The following is a 17,937-nucleotide window of genomic DNA, read 5'->3' on the forward strand; positions in this document are numbered from 1 at the left end:
CTAGTTAGCGGCCCCGCCCGTTCGGGCCGTGACCGCTTCGGGGTTCCGGCCGGTGCGGCGGATCAGGAGATCCGGGAACGCCTTGTGCAGGGCGAGTGCGATCGTCACGGCCAGGACGTTCTTGATGATGTCGCCGGGGTAGTAGGCCAGGTCAAGGAGGAATGCCTTGGAAAGGTCCAGTTTGCCGTTGACCATCATGCCGAGGACACCGAGGCTGTGGATCACCACAACGCTGGAGGCCATGGCTGCGGCGAAGAGGAACAGCCCGCGGTATTTCACGGTGCGGCGCAGCACGATGGTCGTCAGCCAGCCGACAGCGAGGGCACCGAGCGGGAAGGCGATGATGTAGCCGGCAGACGGACCGGCGAGGATCCCCAGACCGCTCCTGCCGCCGCTGAAGATCGGCAGGCCGGCCAGGCCCAGCAAGGTGTACAGGCCGACGGCGGCGAACGCCCGGCCGGGGCCAAGCGCCAGGCCCGTCAGCATCACGGCAAGGGTCTGCAGGGTGATGGGGACGCCGAGTCCGCCCACCGGGATGGCCGCTATGAGCGCGGAGCCGGCTACGAGGGCAGCAAAGACGGCGATGAGGCCGAGGTCCGTGGCGTTCCACCGGGTCCGGCCCGGTTTACGGTCTGATGTACCGCCGGAGGCGGCCTGGCCGGTGACGGCGTTGTCAGTCTGGGACATGGGAGTTCCTGTCGGTGGGTGCGGGTGCGGTGTTATGGGGAGGAGGGCGGCTGCCCGCGGGCGGCTGTTTTCCTTCAATTCCGACGATACGTCTCCGGCCACGGACCTATTTTGTAGGGGATCCACTAACGGAGGGCGCCGGCTCTGGACGGGGTGGCCAATGACCACCCGCCACGCCCCCGGAACGGGGTTGAGGTCGCAGGGTCCTCCGGGACGCGCGGGGCCGGTAGACTGGTAGAGGCCGTTCTCTCGGCCACACTGCCCCGGCCCCGAGACTCCATCCGTTGTGCCGCGGCGTTCCCTGTTGTGAAAGGCCTTACCTGCATTGATTACCGTCCAGGATCTCGAACTGCGCGCCGGCGCCCGCCTCCTCATGGACCAGGTGAGCTTCCGGATCGACAAGGGAGACAAGATCGGCCTGGTCGGCCGTAACGGTGCAGGCAAGACCACGCTCACCCGGGTCCTCGCCGGCGAAGGACTGCCGGCTGCCGGAAAGGTCACCCGCAGCGGTGAGATCGGCTACCTTCCCCAGGACCCCCGCACGCCCGACATGGAGCAGCTCGCACGGGACCGGATCCTGTCCGTCCGCGGACTGGACATCGCCGTCGGCAAGCTCCGCCTGGCCCACGAGGAAATGGCCAGTGAGGACGCCGCTGTCCAGAGCAAGGCGATGAACCGCTATGACCGGCTCGAATCCGAGTTCCTGGCGGCGGGCGGCTACGCTGCCGAAGCCGAGGCAGCAGCGATCTGCTCGAACCTCGCGCTCCCGGACCGTCTGCTGAACCAGCCGCTCAAGACGCTGTCCGGCGGACAGCGGCGCCGCGTGGAACTCGCCCGCATCCTCTACTCGGATGCCGAGACCATGCTCCTCGATGAGCCCACCAACCACCTCGATGCCGACTCCATCGCCTGGCTGCGTGACTTCCTGAAGAACCACCAGGGCGGGCTGATCGTGATCAGCCACGACACGGAACTACTCGAAGCAACGGTCAACAAAGTCTTCCTGCTGGACGCCAACCGCGCGCAGATCGACTTCTACAACATGGACTGGAAGCGCTACCTCCAGCAACGCGAAACCGACGAACGCGCCCGCAAGCGGGAACGCGCCAACGCCGAGAAGAAAGCCCAGGTCCTCTTCGACCAGGCCAACAAGATGCGGGCAAAGGCCACCAAGGCCGTTGCGGCGCAGAACATGGCCAAGCGCGCCGAACGCCTGCTCAGCGGGCTGGAAGCCGTCCGCGAAAACGACCGCGTGGCAGCCCTGCGCTTCCCGGATCCCTCTCCCTGCGGCAAGACCCCGCTCACCGCGGACGGCCTCAGCAAGTCCTACGGCTCGCTGGAAATCTTCACGGACGTGGACCTCGCAATCGACCGCGGCTCCAAGGTGGTCATCCTGGGCCTCAACGGCGCCGGCAAGACCACGCTGCTGCGGATGCTGGCCGGCGTCGACAAGCCCGACACCGGCGAAGTGATCGCAGGCCACGGGCTGAAGGTGGGCTATTACGCCCAGGAGCACGAAACGCTCGACGTCGACCGCACCGTCCTGCAGAACATGCGTTCCTCCGCGCCCGACATGAAGGACGCCGAGGTCCGGGGCATCCTTGGCTCGTTCCTGTTCTCCGGCGACGACGTCGACAAGCCCGCCGGAGTGCTCTCCGGCGGCGAGAAGACCCGGCTGGCCCTGGCCACGATCGTGGCTTCGAGCGCGAACGTGCTGCTCCTCGACGAGCCCACCAACAACCTGGACCCCGCCAGTCGCGCCGAGATCCTTGGCGCACTGCGGAACTACACCGGCGCCGTTGTCCTGGTGAGCCACGATGAGGGTGCTGTCGAAGCCCTCAACCCCGAGCGTGTTGTCCTGCTGCCCGACGGCGTCGAGGATCACTGGAACGAAGACTACCTGGACCTGATTACGCTGGCGTAGGCTGCGTCGCTCGTCCTATCCGATGGTTGCGTCCGCTTCGCTGCGCTCGGTGACACACCGACGTCTCAGCGGACCGGCATCTCCTCTGCGCCGGTGATCTTCTGCAGCTCTTTGTAGGTGATGGAAAACATCGAGTTGTGGTCTCCCGCTCCTGCCCAGAGGAGTTCGTGGGTTTTCAGGGACTCGTCCAGCAGGGTCTTGATCTTTTCGGGGTGGCCTACCGGGGCTACGCCGCCTACTTCCTGGCCTGTGTGTTGCAGGACGAAGGCCGGGGAAGCGCGGCGGATTTTTCCTGAGCCCAGCGTGGCTGCCACCAGCGCCGTGTCCACTTTCGCGGCACCGCTGGCGAGGATGAGCAGCGGTGCGCCGTCGACGTCGAACACCAGGCTGTTGGTGATCGCGGCGACATCGCAGCCCAGCGCTACCGCGGCGGCTGCCGCCGTCGGGACTTTTGAGTCGAATACTGTCACGGTGTCCTCGGCTCCCAATGCGGTGAGGGCGCGCTTGACGTTGGCCACCGGCTCAGGGATGGCGGGATCGCTCACCGGTCAGTACCCCTGGGCGTCGAGGATGGCGTCTTCCTCTTCCTCGGCCGTCGCGTTTTTCCGCTTCCGGGGCGCGGGCCGGCGCCGGTTCGCGGCCATGGCGTATTCGGGCGTACCGTCCGCCTCCGCGTCCTGGGCGTCAATTTCCGCGTTGCGGGCCTGCTGCCGCGCCGCGTAGCCGAAGCCAATAAACATCAGGACGCCGAAGGCGAACCACTGCAGTGAATAGGACAGGTGTGTTCCTTCTTCGGTCGAAGGCTTCGGGAACGGATACGGCATGGCCGCAGCAGCCGGCGTCTCGGAGGCGAGCTGCCCGTATGCGCCGGTCAGGACCGGGTAGCCAAGCTGGGCGGCGTAGGCCGGCAGATCGATGGAGGCAAGCTGCCCGTCGGGGGCGCCGCGCTGCAGTTCGGGCTCACCTGGCTTCAGGCGGACCACAACGGTGACCTCGCCGGAGGGCGGCTCCGGGACGGCGTCCGGGCGCCCGGGCGTGTTATTCCCGATGGGGAGCCAGCCGCGGTCCACAACGACTGTCTGTCCGGTATTCAGTTTGAAAGGGACCACCACTTCGTAGCCCGGCTGGCCGTTGAGCGGGCGGTTGCGCACCACGCGCTGGCCGCCGGCATCGTAGCGGCCCTTCATCTCCACCTGGGTCCACTCCTTGTCGGCATCCAGCCGGGAGAACTGCGCTTCGACGGCGGCGAACGGCAGGGGAGTGGCCGAGTAGTTCGACGTGACACGGTTGATTTCCGCCAGGGTCTCTGCCCTGCGGTCCATCTGCCATCGACCAAGGAAGACGCAGGCTGTGGCAAAGATCGCAGCCAACAGAAGGTAGCCCAGCCATTTGCTGGAGAAGAGGAAGCGGTACATTCAGCTGTCCCTGTCTGCCACAGGGGCAAGATCCAGCGGCAAAGTCTCTTTCCAGAGGCCGCGGGTTTGCAGGTAGTCTTCCAGCCATGTCCTGTGCTCCTCGCAGGCCAGCCAGGTCTTGCGTCTTTCCGGGGTGTGGATCTTGGGATTGTTCCACAGCAGCTGCCAGGCTGCGCCGGAGCGGCAGGCTTTCCGGGAGCACATGGGCGCGGCCGTTTCGGCTGGGGCGGGGCTGCCCCCGGCCAGGTCAAAAATGTTCATGAAGCTGCCCGTTCCTGCCCGTCGATATCGTCTTCGTCCTCAATGACCTCACCCTGGAGAACGGTTGGCCCTTCGTCTGCGCCGGCTGCCGGTGATTCCGGCGCTTCGAGCTCTGCCAGCGGTGCGGCGTCCAGCAGGTAGTCGCTGTGAACCTCGGCCTTGTCGCTTCCATTGGCGATGACCACGGCAATCCAGGGCAGGAACACTGCGCCGGCAATCGGTATGACCTTGAACCAGCCGTCAACGACAAAGACGAGAATGAGGCACACCATGCGGATGCCCATCGCGACGGCGTACTTGATCATCCGCCCCCGCATCTCTTCCGAGTGGGCGGTTGCGGCGTCCGTAATGCTGTGCACCTGGGCGTCACCGGAGGCGGCGTCCGGATCACCGGACATCGAAGGTCCGGGTCGTTTTGCAAGTGTCACGGCTGTTTGATCACGCTCCCAAGGCTTAACCCAATTCTCTCACCCTCACGAGTGCCGCCCAAACGGGGGCTAAGATCGGAGGCAGTAAAAATCCAGCCCCTCACCGCGGTGCCCCGTGCCGCAGAATCCCGGAGCAAACTATGACTGAAGCAGCATCAACCGGCCGCAGCGTTCTGATCACCGGCGGCAACCGCGGCATCGGACTGGCCATCGCAGAGGCTTTCCTGGCCAACGGTGACAAGGTTGCCGTGACGTACCGCAGCGAGTCTGCGCTTCCGGCGGGGATCCTCGGGGTCAAGGCCGACGTCACCGATGAGGCTTCCGTTGACGCCGCCTTCGCCGAAGTCGAAGCCGCCCACGGTCCGGTGGAGGTACTGGTGGCCAATGCCGGCATCACGAAGGACACGCTGCTGATGCGCATGAGCGAAGACGACTTCACGTCCGTCATCGACACCAACCTGACGGGTGCTTTCCGTGTCATCAAACGGGCGTCCAAGGGCATGATCCGGATGCGCAAGGGCCGCGTTGTGCTCATTTCCTCTGTTTCCGGACTGTACGGCGCCCCCGGCCAGATCAACTACTCCGCTTCCAAGGCCGGACTGGTGGGCATAGCCCGCTCGCTGACGCGTGAATTGGGAGGCCGCGGCATTACCGCCAACGTCGTCGCGCCCGGCTTCATCAACACGGACATGACGGCGGAGCTGCCGGAGGCCACCCAGAAGGACTATCTGTCCAAGGTGCCGGCGGGGCGCTTCGCCGAAGCCGCCGAGGTGGCGAACGTGGTTCGCTGGATTTCCAGTGATGAAGCGTCGTACATCTCCGGCGCCGTCATCCCCGTTGACGGCGGCCTGGGGATGGGACACTAACCCTCCTCCAGCTGCCCCAAACCCCTTGCCATGAAGGGACCTTTTGCCCATTACATGCCCCTCCGGCGGGTGTGTAATGGGCATACCGGCCGGTCCCGCGTGTGGACCGGCCCCAAATTGCGGTGAAAAACACAAGGGAGCTATCATGGCCGATCTCAATAAATGGACGCCGTCTGAGGTTCTTGAGCCGATTCGGCGGTTTCTCGACGGGGACCTGACAATGTCGTCAATCCGCGTGGAACAGTTCATGGACGGCAGCGTGCTCGTGGTGCGCGCCGAGGTGCCCGGCCTCGAACCCGAGAAGGATGTTGACGTCTCGGTGGCCGACGGCATGCTGCACATCAAAGTGGAACGCGAGGAAAAGTCGGAACACAAGAGCAAAACCGGTTACCGTTCGGAGTTCCGTTACGGCTCATTCTCACGGAGTGTCTCGCTGCCCCCTGGCGCCCGGGAGGAAGACGTCACCGCGTCCTACAAGGACGGCGTGCTTGAAGTACGTGCCCCGGCTCCCGAGCAGGCACCGGCCACCGGAACGCGCAAGATCCAAATCGACCACGGCTGAGCCGGCGCGGTCGGTCCGCTTCCCGGTCCGCTTCCCGGCTCCCGAGGCAAGTCGCAGGCATAGTCCGGAACTAGGCCGGGTCCGCTTCTTTGTGGACGTCAAACAACTGAAAAGTTCCCATCCGCTGGCATGATGGATGGCAGACCCACAGATTTTGGACGTTTGTAACAAAGGAGCTCGAATGGGATTGCTGGACAACAAGACCGCCATTGTGACCGGTTCGTCGAGGGGGATTGGCGCCGACGTCGCCAAGCTCCTCGCAGCCGAAGGTGCCGCCGTCGTCGTGAACTACCGCCAGAAGGCCCCGCGGGCCAACAAAGTGGTGACCGAAATTGAATCGGCCGGCGGCCGCGCCGTTGCCGTCGGTGCCGACCTCACCACGCAGGAAGGCGTCCAGGCCCTGGCCAGCGCCGCCATGGAAAACTTCGGTTCACTCGACGTTCTGGTCCTCAACGCCTCCGGCGGCATGGAATCGGGCATGGCAGACGACTACGCGCTGAAGCTGAACCGTGATGCCCAGGTCAACATGCTGAACGCCGCCGTGCCGCTGATGCGGGAAGGCTCCCGCGTGGTCTTCGTCACCAGCCACCAGGCCCACTTCATCGATTCCGTACCCACCATGCCCGAATACGAGCCGGTGGCACGCAGCAAGCGCGCCGGCGAGGACGCCCTGCGCGCCCTGATCCCGAACCTTGCGGACAAAGGCATTTCCTTCGTCGTAGTTTCCGGCGACATGATCGAAGGAACCGTAACCGCCACGCTGCTTGACCGCTCCAACCCGGGCGCCATCGAGGCCCGCCGGGCCGAGGCCGGCAAACTGTATTCAGTCGCCGAGTTCGCCGCCGAGATCGCCAGGATGGTGACTGCCGACGTCGAAACCGGGCACACCGAGTACGCCGGCGGTGCCGATTACTTCGGCAAGGGCACCGGCCAGGCCGGCTAGGACCGCCGGCGGCCAGTCCGCCGGGATGGCACGTCACGGCAATGTTCCTCGAAGCAACTGCCGCGACGTGCCATCCTGCGGTTAATGCCTGAAGCGGTTAATGCTCAGACCCCGGCGATATGCCGCACGGCGTCGAGGTACGGCAGGCTGACCGCTGCGTCCGCTGCCGCGCGGACAGCCGGTTTCGCATTGAACGCGACGCCAATTCCGGCCGCGCTGAGCATGTCCAGGTCATTGGCGCCGTCGCCCACCGCGATGGTGTGCTCCATGGGGATGCCCTCGGCGGCGGCCCACTCGCGGAGGTACTTCTCCTTCGCCGCACGGTCGACGACCTCCCCGAGCACCTTGCCCGTCAGTGCGCCGTCGACAATCTCCAGTTCATTGGCGATCCAGTAATCCAGCCCGAGGTCCTCCGCAATGGGGCGCAGGATCTGGTTGAAACCGCCCGATACCACTGCCACGGCGTGGCCGGCCGCTTTGAACGCCGCCACGAGATCTGCGGCCCCTTCCGTAAGTCTCACCTCGGCCCGTACGGAATCGACGACGTCGGCAGGCAACCCCGCGAGGACCGCCACCCGGGCGTGCAGGCTCTGGGCAAAGTCGAGCTCGCCGCGCATGGCAGCTTCGGTCACTGCCGTGACCTCTTCCTTCTTCCCGGCGTAGGCGGCCAGGAGCTCAATGACCTCCTGCTGGATCAGCGTGGAGTCAACATCCATGATGAGGAACTTCCGGGGTGCCTCCCTCAGCGACGCCGGGACGATGGCCGTATCCATGCCGCGAAAAGCCGCGGAGGTCACCTCATGTCGCAGCGCAGTGATGTCGGCAGCCGTCCCGGATTCAACGGCGAAGTCCACCGTGTACACCTCGAAGCGGGCGTCGCCGGTCCGGGATTCAGCGGAGAAAGAAGCCCCTGATCCAGTCAGCAGGGAACGGAGGTGCTCCAGTTCCGAAGGGGACAATTTCACGCCGTAGCTGACCGCAGTCACGTTCGAACTCATGGCTGCAATCTTAGCCAGCGCCCACCTTGCGCCCGAATTCGTTTCGTTCCGCCTATTGCAGTTGCCGACAGCGGGCCGTGGGGCGGTGTATCAGTTATCAGTCGGACCCCGTTTTGTCCTAGTGTCTACTCCTATGAGTGATGTTCTGGAATTGGACGCCGTCAGCGTTGTCCGAGGTAAAAAGACCCTGCTGGACAAGGTTGACTGGCAGGTCAACGAAGGCGAACGCTGGGTGATCCTGGGCCCCAACGGCGCCGGCAAGACCACTCTTCTCCAGATCGCCGCTGCCCGGATGCATCCGAGCAGCGGCACGGCCGGGATTCTTGACGAGATCCTGGGCCGGGTGGACGTCTTTGAGCTCCGACCCCGCATCGGCCTCTCTTCGGCCGCCCTGGCCACTCAGATTCCGGAACACGAGAATGTCCTCAACGTCGTGGTCACCGCCGCGTACGGCGTGACCGGCCGCTGGCGCGAGGGATACGAGCGCGACGACGAACGGCGGGCTTTCCGCCTCCTCAACGACTGGGGAATGGGCCCGCTACTGAACAGGACTTTCGCAACCCTGTCCGAAGGTGAACGCAAACGGGTCCAGATCGCCCGCGCCCTCATGACCGATCCCGAGCTGTTGCTGCTCGATGAACCTGCCGCCGGCCTCGATCTGGGCGGCCGCGAGGAACTCGTCCACAAACTCGGAGAGCTTGCCATGGACGAGGCAGCACCAGCCATGGTCCTGGTGACCCACCATCTTGAGGAAGTTCCGCCGGGGTTCACGCACGCCATGCTGCTGCGCGACGGCGGAGTGGTTGCCGCCGGCCCCATCACCGACGTCCTGACAGCCGAGCACCTCAGCGAGACCTTCGGCCTGCCCCTCGATGTAACGGTCAACGCGGGACGCTACACCGCCGTCGCCCGCCGCTGACCCGGCGGTCACCCGAGCGTGGAGTTACTCAACGGCGTCTTCATCTTCTTCGCGGGGTTGTGGGCCGGAACCATCAACAGTGTCGTGGGGTCGGGCACCCTGGTCACGTTCCCCGTCCTTATCGCCCTGGGCATGGCCCCGGTAACAGCCTCCATCAGCAATGCCATGGGGCTGGTCGCGGGGAACGCCGCGGGCGCGTGGGGGTACCGGAAGGAACTCGCGGGCCGCGGCAGGCAGCTCCTGCGGCTGCTGCCTGCATCCTTGCTGGGCGGCATCAGCGGCGCCTGGCTGCTGCTGCACCTGCCGGAAAAGGTCTTCCACTACGCCGCCCCCGCCCTGATTGTGCTCGCCCTGCTGATGGTCGTCTTCCAGCCCCGGCTCCAGCAGTGGGTCCGGAACCGGGAGGCGAACCCGGAGCATGCCATCAGGGACAAACGCCACGGCGTGCTGCTGATTGTGCTGGTGTACCTGGCCGGGGTTTACGGGGGCTATTTCGTAGCAGCCCAGGGCATCCTCCTGGTGGGAATCCTTGGCGTGTTCATGACGGGAACCATCCAGAACGCCAACGCCATGAAGAACATCCTCGTCCTGGGCGTGAACATCGTGGCGGCAGTGTCCTACTTGCTGTTCGCGTTCGGGCGCATCAACTGGACTGTTGTGGGAATCATCGCCGTGAGTTCGCTCATCGGCGGCGTCATCGGCTCAAAGGTTGGCCGGAGGCTTTCCCCGCCGGTCCTGCGCGGAGTCATCTTTGCGCTGGGCCTCGTTGCCCTCGGCTTCATGATCGCGAACCTCTTCAAGTGACCCGCGCCTGTGACCGGCGCCCCGTGCCCGATGGACCACCGGCCCCGATGAATGGCTTCCAGTGACTTTCCACTATCTCGAATCCGCTGACGATCCACGCGTTTCCGACTACACCCGCCTGACCGACGTCCACCTCCGCAAGGTGCGCGAACCCGCGGAAGGCATGTACATCGCCGAATCTTCGCGCGTACTCCGGCGGGCCCTGGCTGCCGGCCACATGCCACGGTCATTTTTCCTTGCCGAGAAATGGCTCGGTGACCTCGCAGACGTTTTTGACCGGTTTCCGGACGTCCCGGTGTACGTCGGCAGCGCCGCCTTGCTGGAAGAAATCACCGGATTCCACCTGCACCGGGGCGCCATGGCGGCGATGCACCGGCCGGCTCCGGTACCGCTGCCCGAACTGCTCGCCGGCGCCCGGCGGGTTGCTGTCCTCGAGGACATCGTGGACCACACGAACGTCGGTGCGATCTTCCGGTCCGCGGCCGCCCTGGGTGTGGATGCCGTGCTGGTCTCTCCGCGCTGCGGGGACCCGCTCTACCGGCGCAGCGTCCGCGTGAGCATGGGCACCGTGTTCCAGGTTCCGTGGGCGCGCCTGGAGTCATGGCCGGCCGACCTTGAGGCACTCCGGGAGCAGGGTTTCACGGTGGCCGCCCTGGAACTGACCGGCGACGCCGTGGACCTCGACGAACTGGCTGCCCGGAATCCGGACAAACTCGCGCTGGTGCTGGGCACGGAGGGCGCCGGGATGAGCGCCGACACCCTCGCCGCCGTCGACCTCGCCGTCAAGATCCCCATGCGCGAGGGAGTCGACTCGCTCAACGTCGCGGCGGCGTCCGCCGTCGCTTTCTGGGAACTGCGCCCGAAAGGCTGACGACCCGCGGCCGGTCAGGCGGCGAAGGCGCCGGTTTTCCGCTATGATTGATAGCTGGCCGTCCGGTACATTCCGCGGCCATCCCATTCATACCTGGCAACTGGCAAAATCCAGTTGTGCGAACAAAGGTCCCATTATGAAGTCTGATATCCACCCGAAGTACGAAGCTGTTGTATTCAACGACCTGGCTTCCGGCGTCAAGTTCCTGACCAAGTCCACCGTGTCTTCCAAGAAGACCATCGAGTGGGAAGACGGAAACACCTACCCGGTCATCGACGTCGAAATCTCCTCCGAGTCCCACCCGTTCTACACGGGCAAGCAGCGCATCATGGACTCCGCAGGCCGCGTCGAGCGCTTCAACGCTCGCTTCAAGGGCTTCGGCGGCAAGAAGTAACAACTTCTCCCCAAGGTCAATTGGGAAAGCCCGCACCTTCCGGAACTTCCGGATGGTGCGGGCTTTTCGCGTTTTTGGGGCAGGATGGGAAACATGACATTCCCTCCTTTTGAGGCCGGCCCGGCGGATGGCACGCACGACGACGGCGCCCGCCGCCACGGTGAGTACAAGGTTCCGGGCGGCAAGCTCGTTGTGGCGGATTTCGACGTCGTGGACGGGCGTCTGGCCCATGTTTCGGTCAGCGGGGACTTCTTCCTGGAACCCGATGAAGCGTTGCTGGACATCAACCGGGCACTGACCGGCCTCCCGGACTCAACAGACGCCGCAGACATCTCCGCGGCTGTGTCCGCCGGCCTTCCCGAAGACGCCGTCCTGTTCGGATTCTCCGCCGATGCCGTGGCCATCGCCGTCCGCAGGGCGCTGGCGAAGGCCACCGGCTGGGCGGACCACCACTGGAATGTGATTGCCCCGACCGTCCTGCCGACGCACGTCAATGTGGCCCTCGACGAGGTGCTCACTGAGGAAGTGGGGGCCGGACGCCGCAATCCCACGCTACGGTTCTGGGACTGGGAGGAACCGTCCGTGGTGATCGGCAGCTTCCAGTCCGTCCGCAACGAGGTCCATCCTGAGGGTGTGGCACGCCATGGCATCAGCGTGGTCCGCCGGATCAGCGGCGGGGGAGCGATGTTCATGGAAGCGGGCAACTGCATCACCTACTCGCTGTACCTTCCCCAGACCCTGGTGGACGGTATCAGCTTCGCCGACTCCTACGCGTTCCTGGACGCCTGGGTCATGGCTGCGCTGGAGAAACTGGGCATCAGTGCGTTCTACGTCCCGCTCAACGACATCGCCACGGAGCACGGCAAGATCGGCGGGGCTGCCCAGAAGCGGCTGGCAAACGGCGGCATGCTGCACCACGTCACCATGAGCTACGACATCGACGCCGACAAGATGGTGGAGGTGCTGCGGATCGGCAAGGAGAAGCTGTCGGACAAGGGCACCACCAGTGCCAAGAAGCGGGTGGATCCCCTGCGCCGCCAGACCGGGCTGGCCCGGGAGGACATCGTGGAGGCCATGATGGACGTCTTCACCGGCCGCTACGGGGCAACCCCCTCCGTCCTCACGGACGCGGAACTTGCCGCTGCCCGTGACCGCGTGGCGGCCAAGTTCGGCACCGCGAAGTGGCTGCACCGGGTGCCTTAGAATTTTCATCGATTGCTCCCCACCGGCACCCTCGCCTCACAAGCCCGGCCAGGGAACCCTGCCGGCGTGGCCGCAAGCGCCGTTCTGAGCGGCCTAAACGGCCGTTACGGAGCAACCGATCGTGCTTTTGCGGCCGCTGCCTGTGCAGTGAGGGCCCGGTGCAGGTGGCTCCGCTGCTCGATGATGATCCGGCGAAGCGCCCGGGGAGCCTCCGGATGCCCGGCGAGCCAGCCGTCTGTCTGGACTATCACGGCGTGGCTGTCCGGGCTGGTGCCGTCCAGGTCCTGTCCTGCCGGATAGAGCCCGCGGACAATCCTGCTGGCGATTTCGATGCTGCGCTCCGCCCACACGCGTTCCAGGCAGTCGAAGTACGGCTCAACGAACGGGTCCAGCAGCCCGTCGGGTGCCGTATTGAAACCGGCGATGGTGGCGCTGAGCAGCTGGTTGGAAAGCGCGGTGCCCTGGACGGCCGCGTCCCACGCAGCGGCTTTGACGGCGGCGTCCGGCCGGGCTGCGAGGGCCGTGGCGTGGCCGGCGCGGCCCGAAGCCGTGGTGTCGCGGGCCAGTTCCGCGTCGAGCTCGGCCTCCGTGGCCTGCCCGTTGGCTGCCAGGGCGTGCCACAGGCTCCAGCGGAGTTCCGGGTCAACCGAAAGCCCCTGAATGACGGTGGTCCCGGCCAGGATTCCCCGCACAAGGTCCAGCCGGCCTGTTGCCTGCCGGCTGGTGGTGGCCAGGGTCCGCGCCCAGGCAAGCTGATGGTCCGAACCAGGCTCTGCGGCGGCAAGCTCCCGCGCGGCCGCGTCCAGGAAGCTGCCACGGACTGCGGCCCGTTCTGCCGCCGGGACGTAGCGGTCAATGGCGGTTGAGGCGTTGCCCAGAATATTCAGCAGGACGCCGATGCCCGTTTCGGCAGGACCGAATTTTTCCACCGCGGCCACATAACGGTCCGCCGGTGCCACGCCGTCGCGGGCCGCATCCCAGAGCGCCGTCCAGCAGAGTGCCCTCGCCATGGGGTCCCGCAGGGCGCCAAGGGACTCGCGTGCGGTCGCTTCGGAACGCGGATCAAACCGGACCTTCGCATAGCTGAGGTCGTCGTCGTTGACCAGCAGGAGCGCCGGCACCGGCTTGCCGTCCAGTTCCGGGATCTCTGTGGCGTGCCCGCCCAGATCCGTTTCCACGCTGTCCATGCGGACCAGCGAGCCGTCAGTGTCGAAGTCGTAGAGTCCGATCCGGAGGCGGTGCGGACGCAGTTCCTGCCGTCCGGTGGCAGGGTCCACCGCGTCCTGGACGACGACCACCTTGCCCAGCACGCCGTCGTGCTCTTCGATGTCGGCAGTGATGGTGGAAATGCCCGAGGTCTGCAACCACTGGCGGGCCCACAGCCCGAGATCGCGGCCCGAGGCCTCGCTGAGGGCGGCGAGCAGGTCTGCGAGCGTGGTGTTGCCGTACGCATTGTCCTTGAAATACCGGCGGGAGCCGGCGATGAACGCTTCAAATCCGACGTAGGCCACCAGCTGTTTGAGGACGGATGCGCCCTTGGCGTAGGTGATGCCGTCGAAGTTCTGTTTGGCCGCCTCGAGGTCCGGGATGTCCGCGACGATCGGGTGGGTGGTGGGCAGCTGGTCCTGGACATAGGCCCAGGCCTTCCGGTTGTTGGCGAAGTTCACCCAGGCCGTGTCCCAGTCCGTGGCGCTGTCCACACCCAGCGTGCCCATGTAGTCGGCGAAGGACTCCTTGAGCCAGAGGTCGTTCCACCACTGCATGGTCACGAGGTCGCCAAACCACATGTGGGCCATCTCGTGCATCAGGGTGTTCGCCCGTCCCTGGTACTGGGAATCGGCCGCCCGGGACGTAAAGACGTAGTTCTCCGTGAATGTGACGAGCCCGGGGTTCTCCATGGCGCCCAGGTTGTATTCGGGCACGAACGCCTGGTCGTACTTGCCCCAGGGGTACGGATAGTCGAAAAGGTCGTTGAAGAAGGCGAGGCCCTGCTTGGTCAGCTGAAACAGGTGCGCGGTGTCGAAGGATGCCGCCATCGAGCGGCGGCAGAAGAGCGCTAACGGGATCTCCAGCCCGGAGCCGTCCGCCAGGGTGCCGCTCCAGTGGTCCTCGGCCTTGAAGTACGGCCCTGCCAGCACTGAGGTGATGTAGGTGGACATCCGCCGCGTCGGCGCGAAGTCCCACCGGCTTGTCGCGGGGTCGCTCGTCAGCTGGGTGCGGTCGGCCTCGGCACCGTTGGAGGCGACCTCCCAGTCGGACGGAGCCATCACGTGGAAGGTGAATTCCGCCTTGAGGTCGGGCTGTTCAAAGTTTGCGAACACCCGCCGGGCGTCGGCGGGTTCGTACTGGGTGTAGAGGTAGCACTTGCCGTCCGCGGGATCAAAGAAGCGGTGCATGCCTTCGCCGGAGGTGCTGTAGAGGGCGGTGCCGGTAACGGTGACCTGGTTTTCGGCCTGCAGGTTCTCCAACCGGATGCGGGACCCGTCCACCACGTCGGCGACCGAAAGCCCCTTGCCGTTCAGGAACACGCTGTGCACATCGCCGCTGATGAAGTCCAGGAAGGTGGATCCGCCGGGTTCCCGCGCTGAAAAGTTAATGACGCTGCGGCTGGTGTAGCCGGTGACCTCCGGATCCTGGGCCTGGCGGACGTCGAGGGACACGTCATAGCTGTGGGTGGTGATCAGGGCTGAGCGATTTGCCGCTTCTTCGCGTTGCAGGTTCTCATTCGACACCAAGCTATTGAATCATGGGCCGCTCGATCATCGGCGCGGCCGGAAGGTCCGTGCCAGTGAGCAGTGCAAGTGGCCTGTACGAATGATCAGTGCGGCTGGATGATCAGGACGGCGGCGCCAAGGCCCAGCGCGGCGATAAGCAGCCACGCCGCAAGGGCTGCCAGCAGTGCCCGGGCACCGGTGTGGAGCAGGGTCTGCACGCGGACTGCCGAGCCCAGGCCGAAGAGCGCCATGCCCAGTAGCAGGTCCTGCACGGCCGCCGCCGCCTCCAGCCAGCCGGGGGACAGCCATCCTGTCGACCGCACGCCTACCATGGCCACAAAGCCGATGACGAACATCGGCACAACCGGCGGGAGGCGGAGCTCGGCGCCGTCGGCTTCGGCTGCCGGATGGGTCGGCCCCGGCTGTGCCGCCCTGCCCGGGCCAGTGTCGGTCCGGGAACCTTTCCCAGCCCTGTTTCGGGCGCTATTACGGGTATTGTTCCCTGCCACGCGGCTCATTGCAGTCCTCTGGTGGACGCCGGCGGCGGCCACCATGGGGGCCAGGAGGATCACCCTTGTCAGCTTGACGACGACGGCGATCGCCAGGGCGCCGGTCCCCGCGGTCTGCGCGGTGGCCACCACCTGGCCCACATCGTGCACCGAGGCGCCGGTCCACGCGCCGAACACCTCGGGGGTGAGCTGCAGCGGGTGCAGGAGGAGCGGCAGGACGCCGATGGCCAGCGTGCCGCACAGGGTGACCAGCGCTACCGGCAGGACGGTGTCCGCGTGCCGGATCCGCCGGACCGCCGCCATCGCGCCGATGGCCGAGGCTCCGCAGATGGAAAAACCGGTGGCGATCAGCAACGAGGTGTCACGGGTCAGCCGGAACAGCCGGGAGATGCCGTAGGTCCCGGCGAAGCTCGCGAGCACCACGCCCGTGATCAGCAGCAGGGACTGCCAGCCGAGGCCAAGGATGTCCATGACGCTGACCTTCAGTCCCAGGAACACAATGCCGGCGCGCATCAGGTGCTTGCCGCCGAAGTCGAGGCCGGCGCGCCCCCGCCCGGCGGCCCAGGTTCCCGTGCCGGGAAGGTTCGCTGCGAGCAGGCCCAGGACGACCGCGACGGTCATGGCAGGCAGGACAGGCACCATTGCGTGTACGGTAAAGGCCACCCCGACGGCGAAAACGGCAGTGAGTAGTCCCGGCAGCAGGGGTGGGATCCGTGCGACGATCCGTCCTTGGCGGGCGGCGGGGAATCTGGGCAATGGCACTCACATACTTTGCCGGAACAGTGCGGAAAAACACGAACCGGAGGGCGTGGCGCCAACACGCCACAATGGGCATCAGTAATGAATTCGAAACAAAAAGGTGGTTGGCTAATGACCATGTCTGACCTATTCCAGGATTACTCCGAGGCCGCCGAACGCACCGGTGCCTACGACGAGATGTTTGCCCCCGGCCAAGAAGCCAGGAAGTCCTACGGGCAGGTCGCAGGGGCCCTGCGGGAGCTTTCCCTCACCGATGTCACCGCCCGTGCCGATTCGATGGCCCGGACGTTCCTGGACCGCGGTGTCACGTTTGACTTCGCAGGTGAGGAACGGCCGTTCCCCCTCGACATCGTGCCCCGCGTGATTCCTGCGGATGAGTGGACTGTCCTGGAAAAGGGTGTCGCGCAGCGGGTCCGTGCGCTGGAGGCCTTCCTCAACGACGTCTACGACAAGATGACCGTGGTTGCCGACGGCGTCATCCCGCGTCAGCTTGTCACCACCAGCGCCCACTTCCACCGCCAGGTTCACGGCTTCGAGCCGGCCGGCGGCGTCCGCGTCCACATCTCAGGGATCGACGTCGTCCGTGACGCTGCGGGAACCTTCCGGGTGCTGGAGGACAACGTGCGCGTGCCGTCCGGCGTGAGCTACGTTCTGGAAAACCGGCGTGCCATGGCCAAGGGCCTGCCGGAAGCATTCGGCCAGCAACTGATCCGCCCGGTGGAGGAGTACCCGCGCCGGCTGCTGTCCGCGCTCCGCAAGACGGCACCGTCCGGTGTGGATGACCCGACGGTGGTTGTCCTGACCCCCGGCGTGTTCAACAGCGCCTACTTCGAGCACACCCTGCTTGCCGGCCTCATGGGCGTGGAGCTCGTAGAGGGCCGCGACCTGATCTGCCGCGGCAACCGTGTGTACATGCGGACCACCGCCGGCGAACAGCGCGTTGACGTCATCTACAAGCGGATCGACGACGACTTCCTCGATCCGCTGCAGTTCCGGGCCGACTCCATGCTGGGCTGCCCCGGGCTGGTGAACGCCGCCCGCGCCGGCGGCGTGACCATCGCCAATGCCGTGGGGAACGGCGTCGCTGACGACAAGCTCGTCTACAGCTACGTGCCCGACCTCATCCGCTATTACCTCAACGAAGAGCCCGTCATTGCCAACGTGGACACGTTCCGGCTGGAGGAAAAGGAAGCGCGTGAGCACGTTCTGGACCGGCTGGACGAACTGGTCGTCAAACCGGTGGACGGCTCCGGCGGTAAGGGCCTGGTCATCGGACCCGATGCCTCCAAGGACGAACTCGAAGCGCTGCGCAAGCGCGTCATCGCCGATCCCCGCGGCTGGATTGCCCAGCCGGTCCTGCAGCTGTCTACAGTCCCGACGCTCAGCGGTGATAAGTTTGGCCCTCGGCACGTGGACCTGCGGCCGTTTGCCGTCAACGACGGCGACGACGTCTGGGTGCTCCCCGGCGGACTGACCCGGGTGGCCCTCAAGGAGGGGTCGCTGATCGTCAACTCCAGCCAGGGCGGCGGTTCCAAGGACACCTGGGTGCTGTCTGACTCGCCCCAGGTTCCGGTGGAACTCCTGCCGAGGCCGTCCATCACCGTCCGCGAGCGGGTTTCGGTGTGGCCGGTCGAAAGCAACTGGCGCGACCGCCAGACGGAGCAGCAGCAGTGAGCCGCC

18 protein-coding genes are annotated in these 17,937 nt (G+C 65.7%); 10 read left to right on the forward strand and 8 right to left on the reverse strand.

Going from position 1 to position 17,937, the window contains the following annotated elements; all coding sequences use genetic code 11:
- Window positions 1-687: a biotin transporter BioY gene (locus RW112_RS10905; protein WP_317781783.1), complete on the reverse strand. Its 687-nt coding sequence runs from the start codon at window positions 685-687 to the stop codon at window positions 1-3.
- Between the two features lie 325 nt (window positions 688-1,012).
- On the opposite strand from RW112_RS10905, the gene RW112_RS10910 reads away from it, so the two are divergent.
- Window positions 1,013-2,611: an ABC-F family ATP-binding cassette domain-containing protein gene (locus RW112_RS10910; protein ID WP_305941025.1), complete on the forward strand. Its 1,599-nt coding sequence runs from the start codon at window positions 1,013-1,015 to the stop codon at window positions 2,609-2,611.
- A 65-nt stretch (window positions 2,612-2,676) separates the two neighbouring features.
- On the opposite strand, the gene RW112_RS10915 is transcribed toward RW112_RS10910, so the two are convergent.
- From RW112_RS10915 to RW112_RS10930, 4 genes are read right to left on the reverse strand one after another with little or no spacing between them, the layout of a single operon-like run.
- Window positions 2,677-3,156 carry a YbaK/EbsC family protein gene (locus RW112_RS10915; RefSeq protein ID WP_317781784.1) on the reverse strand — a complete coding sequence of 160 codons (480 nt, stop codon included), beginning with the start codon at window positions 3,154-3,156 and terminating at the stop codon, window positions 2,677-2,679.
- Window positions 3,157-3,159: 3 nt separating this feature from the next.
- The gene (locus RW112_RS10920; protein WP_317781785.1) at window positions 3,160-4,026 is read right to left on the reverse strand and encodes an SURF1 family protein; all 867 of its coding nucleotides are present in this window, start codon (window positions 4,024-4,026) and stop codon (window positions 3,160-3,162) included.
- Window positions 4,027-4,287, reverse strand: a complete 261-nt coding sequence (locus RW112_RS10925) for a hypothetical protein (protein ID WP_317781786.1) — start codon at window positions 4,285-4,287, stop codon at window positions 4,027-4,029.
- Window positions 4,284-4,715 (reverse strand): DUF3099 domain-containing protein, encoded by a 432-nt coding sequence (locus RW112_RS10930; RefSeq protein WP_411709892.1) that lies wholly within the window; start codon window positions 4,713-4,715, stop codon window positions 4,284-4,286. The genes RW112_RS10925 and RW112_RS10930 overlap by 4 nt, the downstream gene beginning before the upstream one ends.
- 140 nt (window positions 4,716-4,855) lie before the next feature.
- Between RW112_RS10930 and fabG the strand changes: the two genes are divergently transcribed.
- From fabG to RW112_RS10945, 3 genes are all read left to right on the forward strand, one after another.
- Window positions 4,856-5,581 carry a 3-oxoacyl-ACP reductase FabG gene (fabG, locus tag RW112_RS10935; RefSeq protein WP_317781787.1) on the forward strand — a complete coding sequence of 242 codons (726 nt, stop codon included), beginning with the start codon at window positions 4,856-4,858 and terminating at the stop codon, window positions 5,579-5,581.
- A gap of 145 nt (window positions 5,582-5,726) precedes the next feature.
- On the forward strand, window positions 5,727-6,143 hold the full coding sequence (locus RW112_RS10940; protein ID WP_411709893.1) for an Hsp20/alpha crystallin family protein: 417 nt from the start codon (window positions 5,727-5,729) through the stop codon (window positions 6,141-6,143).
- 181 nt (window positions 6,144-6,324) lie between these two features.
- Window positions 6,325-7,086 carry an SDR family oxidoreductase gene (locus tag RW112_RS10945; protein WP_317781789.1) on the forward strand — a complete coding sequence of 254 codons (762 nt, stop codon included), beginning with the start codon at window positions 6,325-6,327 and terminating at the stop codon, window positions 7,084-7,086.
- A gap of 104 nt (window positions 7,087-7,190) precedes the next feature.
- Here the strand turns inward: RW112_RS10945 and serB are convergent, their stop codons facing one another.
- The gene (gene serB / locus RW112_RS10950) at window positions 7,191-8,084 is read right to left on the reverse strand and encodes a phosphoserine phosphatase SerB (RefSeq protein ID WP_317781790.1); all 894 of its coding nucleotides are present in this window, start codon (window positions 8,082-8,084) and stop codon (window positions 7,191-7,193) included.
- A gap of 133 nt (window positions 8,085-8,217) precedes the next feature.
- On the opposite strand from serB, the gene RW112_RS10955 reads away from it, so the two are divergent.
- The 5 genes from RW112_RS10955 to RW112_RS10975 all read left to right on the forward strand — a co-directional run bounded on the left by RW112_RS10955 (window position 8,218) and on the right by RW112_RS10975 (window position 12,275).
- Window positions 8,218-9,003 (forward strand): ABC transporter ATP-binding protein, encoded by a 786-nt coding sequence (locus RW112_RS10955; RefSeq protein WP_317781791.1) that lies wholly within the window; start codon window positions 8,218-8,220, stop codon window positions 9,001-9,003.
- A gap of 18 nt (window positions 9,004-9,021) precedes the next feature.
- The gene (locus RW112_RS10960; RefSeq protein ID WP_317781792.1) at window positions 9,022-9,807 is read left to right on the forward strand and encodes a sulfite exporter TauE/SafE family protein; all 786 of its coding nucleotides are present in this window, start codon (window positions 9,022-9,024) and stop codon (window positions 9,805-9,807) included.
- A gap of 61 nt (window positions 9,808-9,868) precedes the next feature.
- Window positions 9,869-10,678, forward strand: coding sequence for an RNA methyltransferase (locus RW112_RS10965; protein WP_317781793.1), 810 nt, complete (start codon window positions 9,869-9,871; stop codon window positions 10,676-10,678).
- Window positions 10,679-10,814: 136 nt separating this feature from the next.
- Window positions 10,815-11,072: a type B 50S ribosomal protein L31 gene (locus RW112_RS10970; RefSeq protein WP_028267311.1), complete on the forward strand. Its 258-nt coding sequence runs from the start codon at window positions 10,815-10,817 to the stop codon at window positions 11,070-11,072.
- A gap of 93 nt (window positions 11,073-11,165) precedes the next feature.
- Complete coding sequence (locus tag RW112_RS10975; RefSeq protein ID WP_317781795.1) at window positions 11,166-12,275, forward strand: biotin/lipoate A/B protein ligase family protein; 1,110 nt, start codon at window positions 11,166-11,168, stop codon at window positions 12,273-12,275.
- 104 nt (window positions 12,276-12,379) lie between these two features.
- Here the strand turns inward: RW112_RS10975 and pepN are convergent, their stop codons facing one another.
- Together pepN and RW112_RS10985 are read right to left on the reverse strand one after the other, a co-directional pair.
- Complete coding sequence (pepN, locus tag RW112_RS10980) at window positions 12,380-15,007, reverse strand: aminopeptidase N (protein ID WP_317781796.1); 2,628 nt, start codon at window positions 15,005-15,007, stop codon at window positions 12,380-12,382.
- Window positions 15,008-15,093: 86 nt separating this feature from the next.
- Window positions 15,094-16,140 (reverse strand): YeiH family protein, encoded by a 1,047-nt coding sequence (locus tag RW112_RS10985; protein WP_411709904.1) that lies wholly within the window; start codon window positions 16,138-16,140, stop codon window positions 15,094-15,096.
- Between the two features lie 234 nt (window positions 16,141-16,374).
- Between RW112_RS10985 and RW112_RS10990 the strand changes: the two genes are divergently transcribed.
- A complete protein-coding gene (locus tag RW112_RS10990) occupies window positions 16,375-17,931 on the forward strand; it encodes a circularly permuted type 2 ATP-grasp protein (RefSeq protein ID WP_305943626.1) in 1,557 nt (518 codons plus the stop codon).
- Window positions 17,932-17,937: the final 6 nt, after the last annotated feature.

The organism is Arthrobacter sp. B10-11 (genome assembly GCF_033142195.1).
GTDB classification, from domain to species: Bacteria; Actinomycetota; Actinomycetes; order Actinomycetales; family Micrococcaceae; genus Arthrobacter; species Arthrobacter oryzae_C.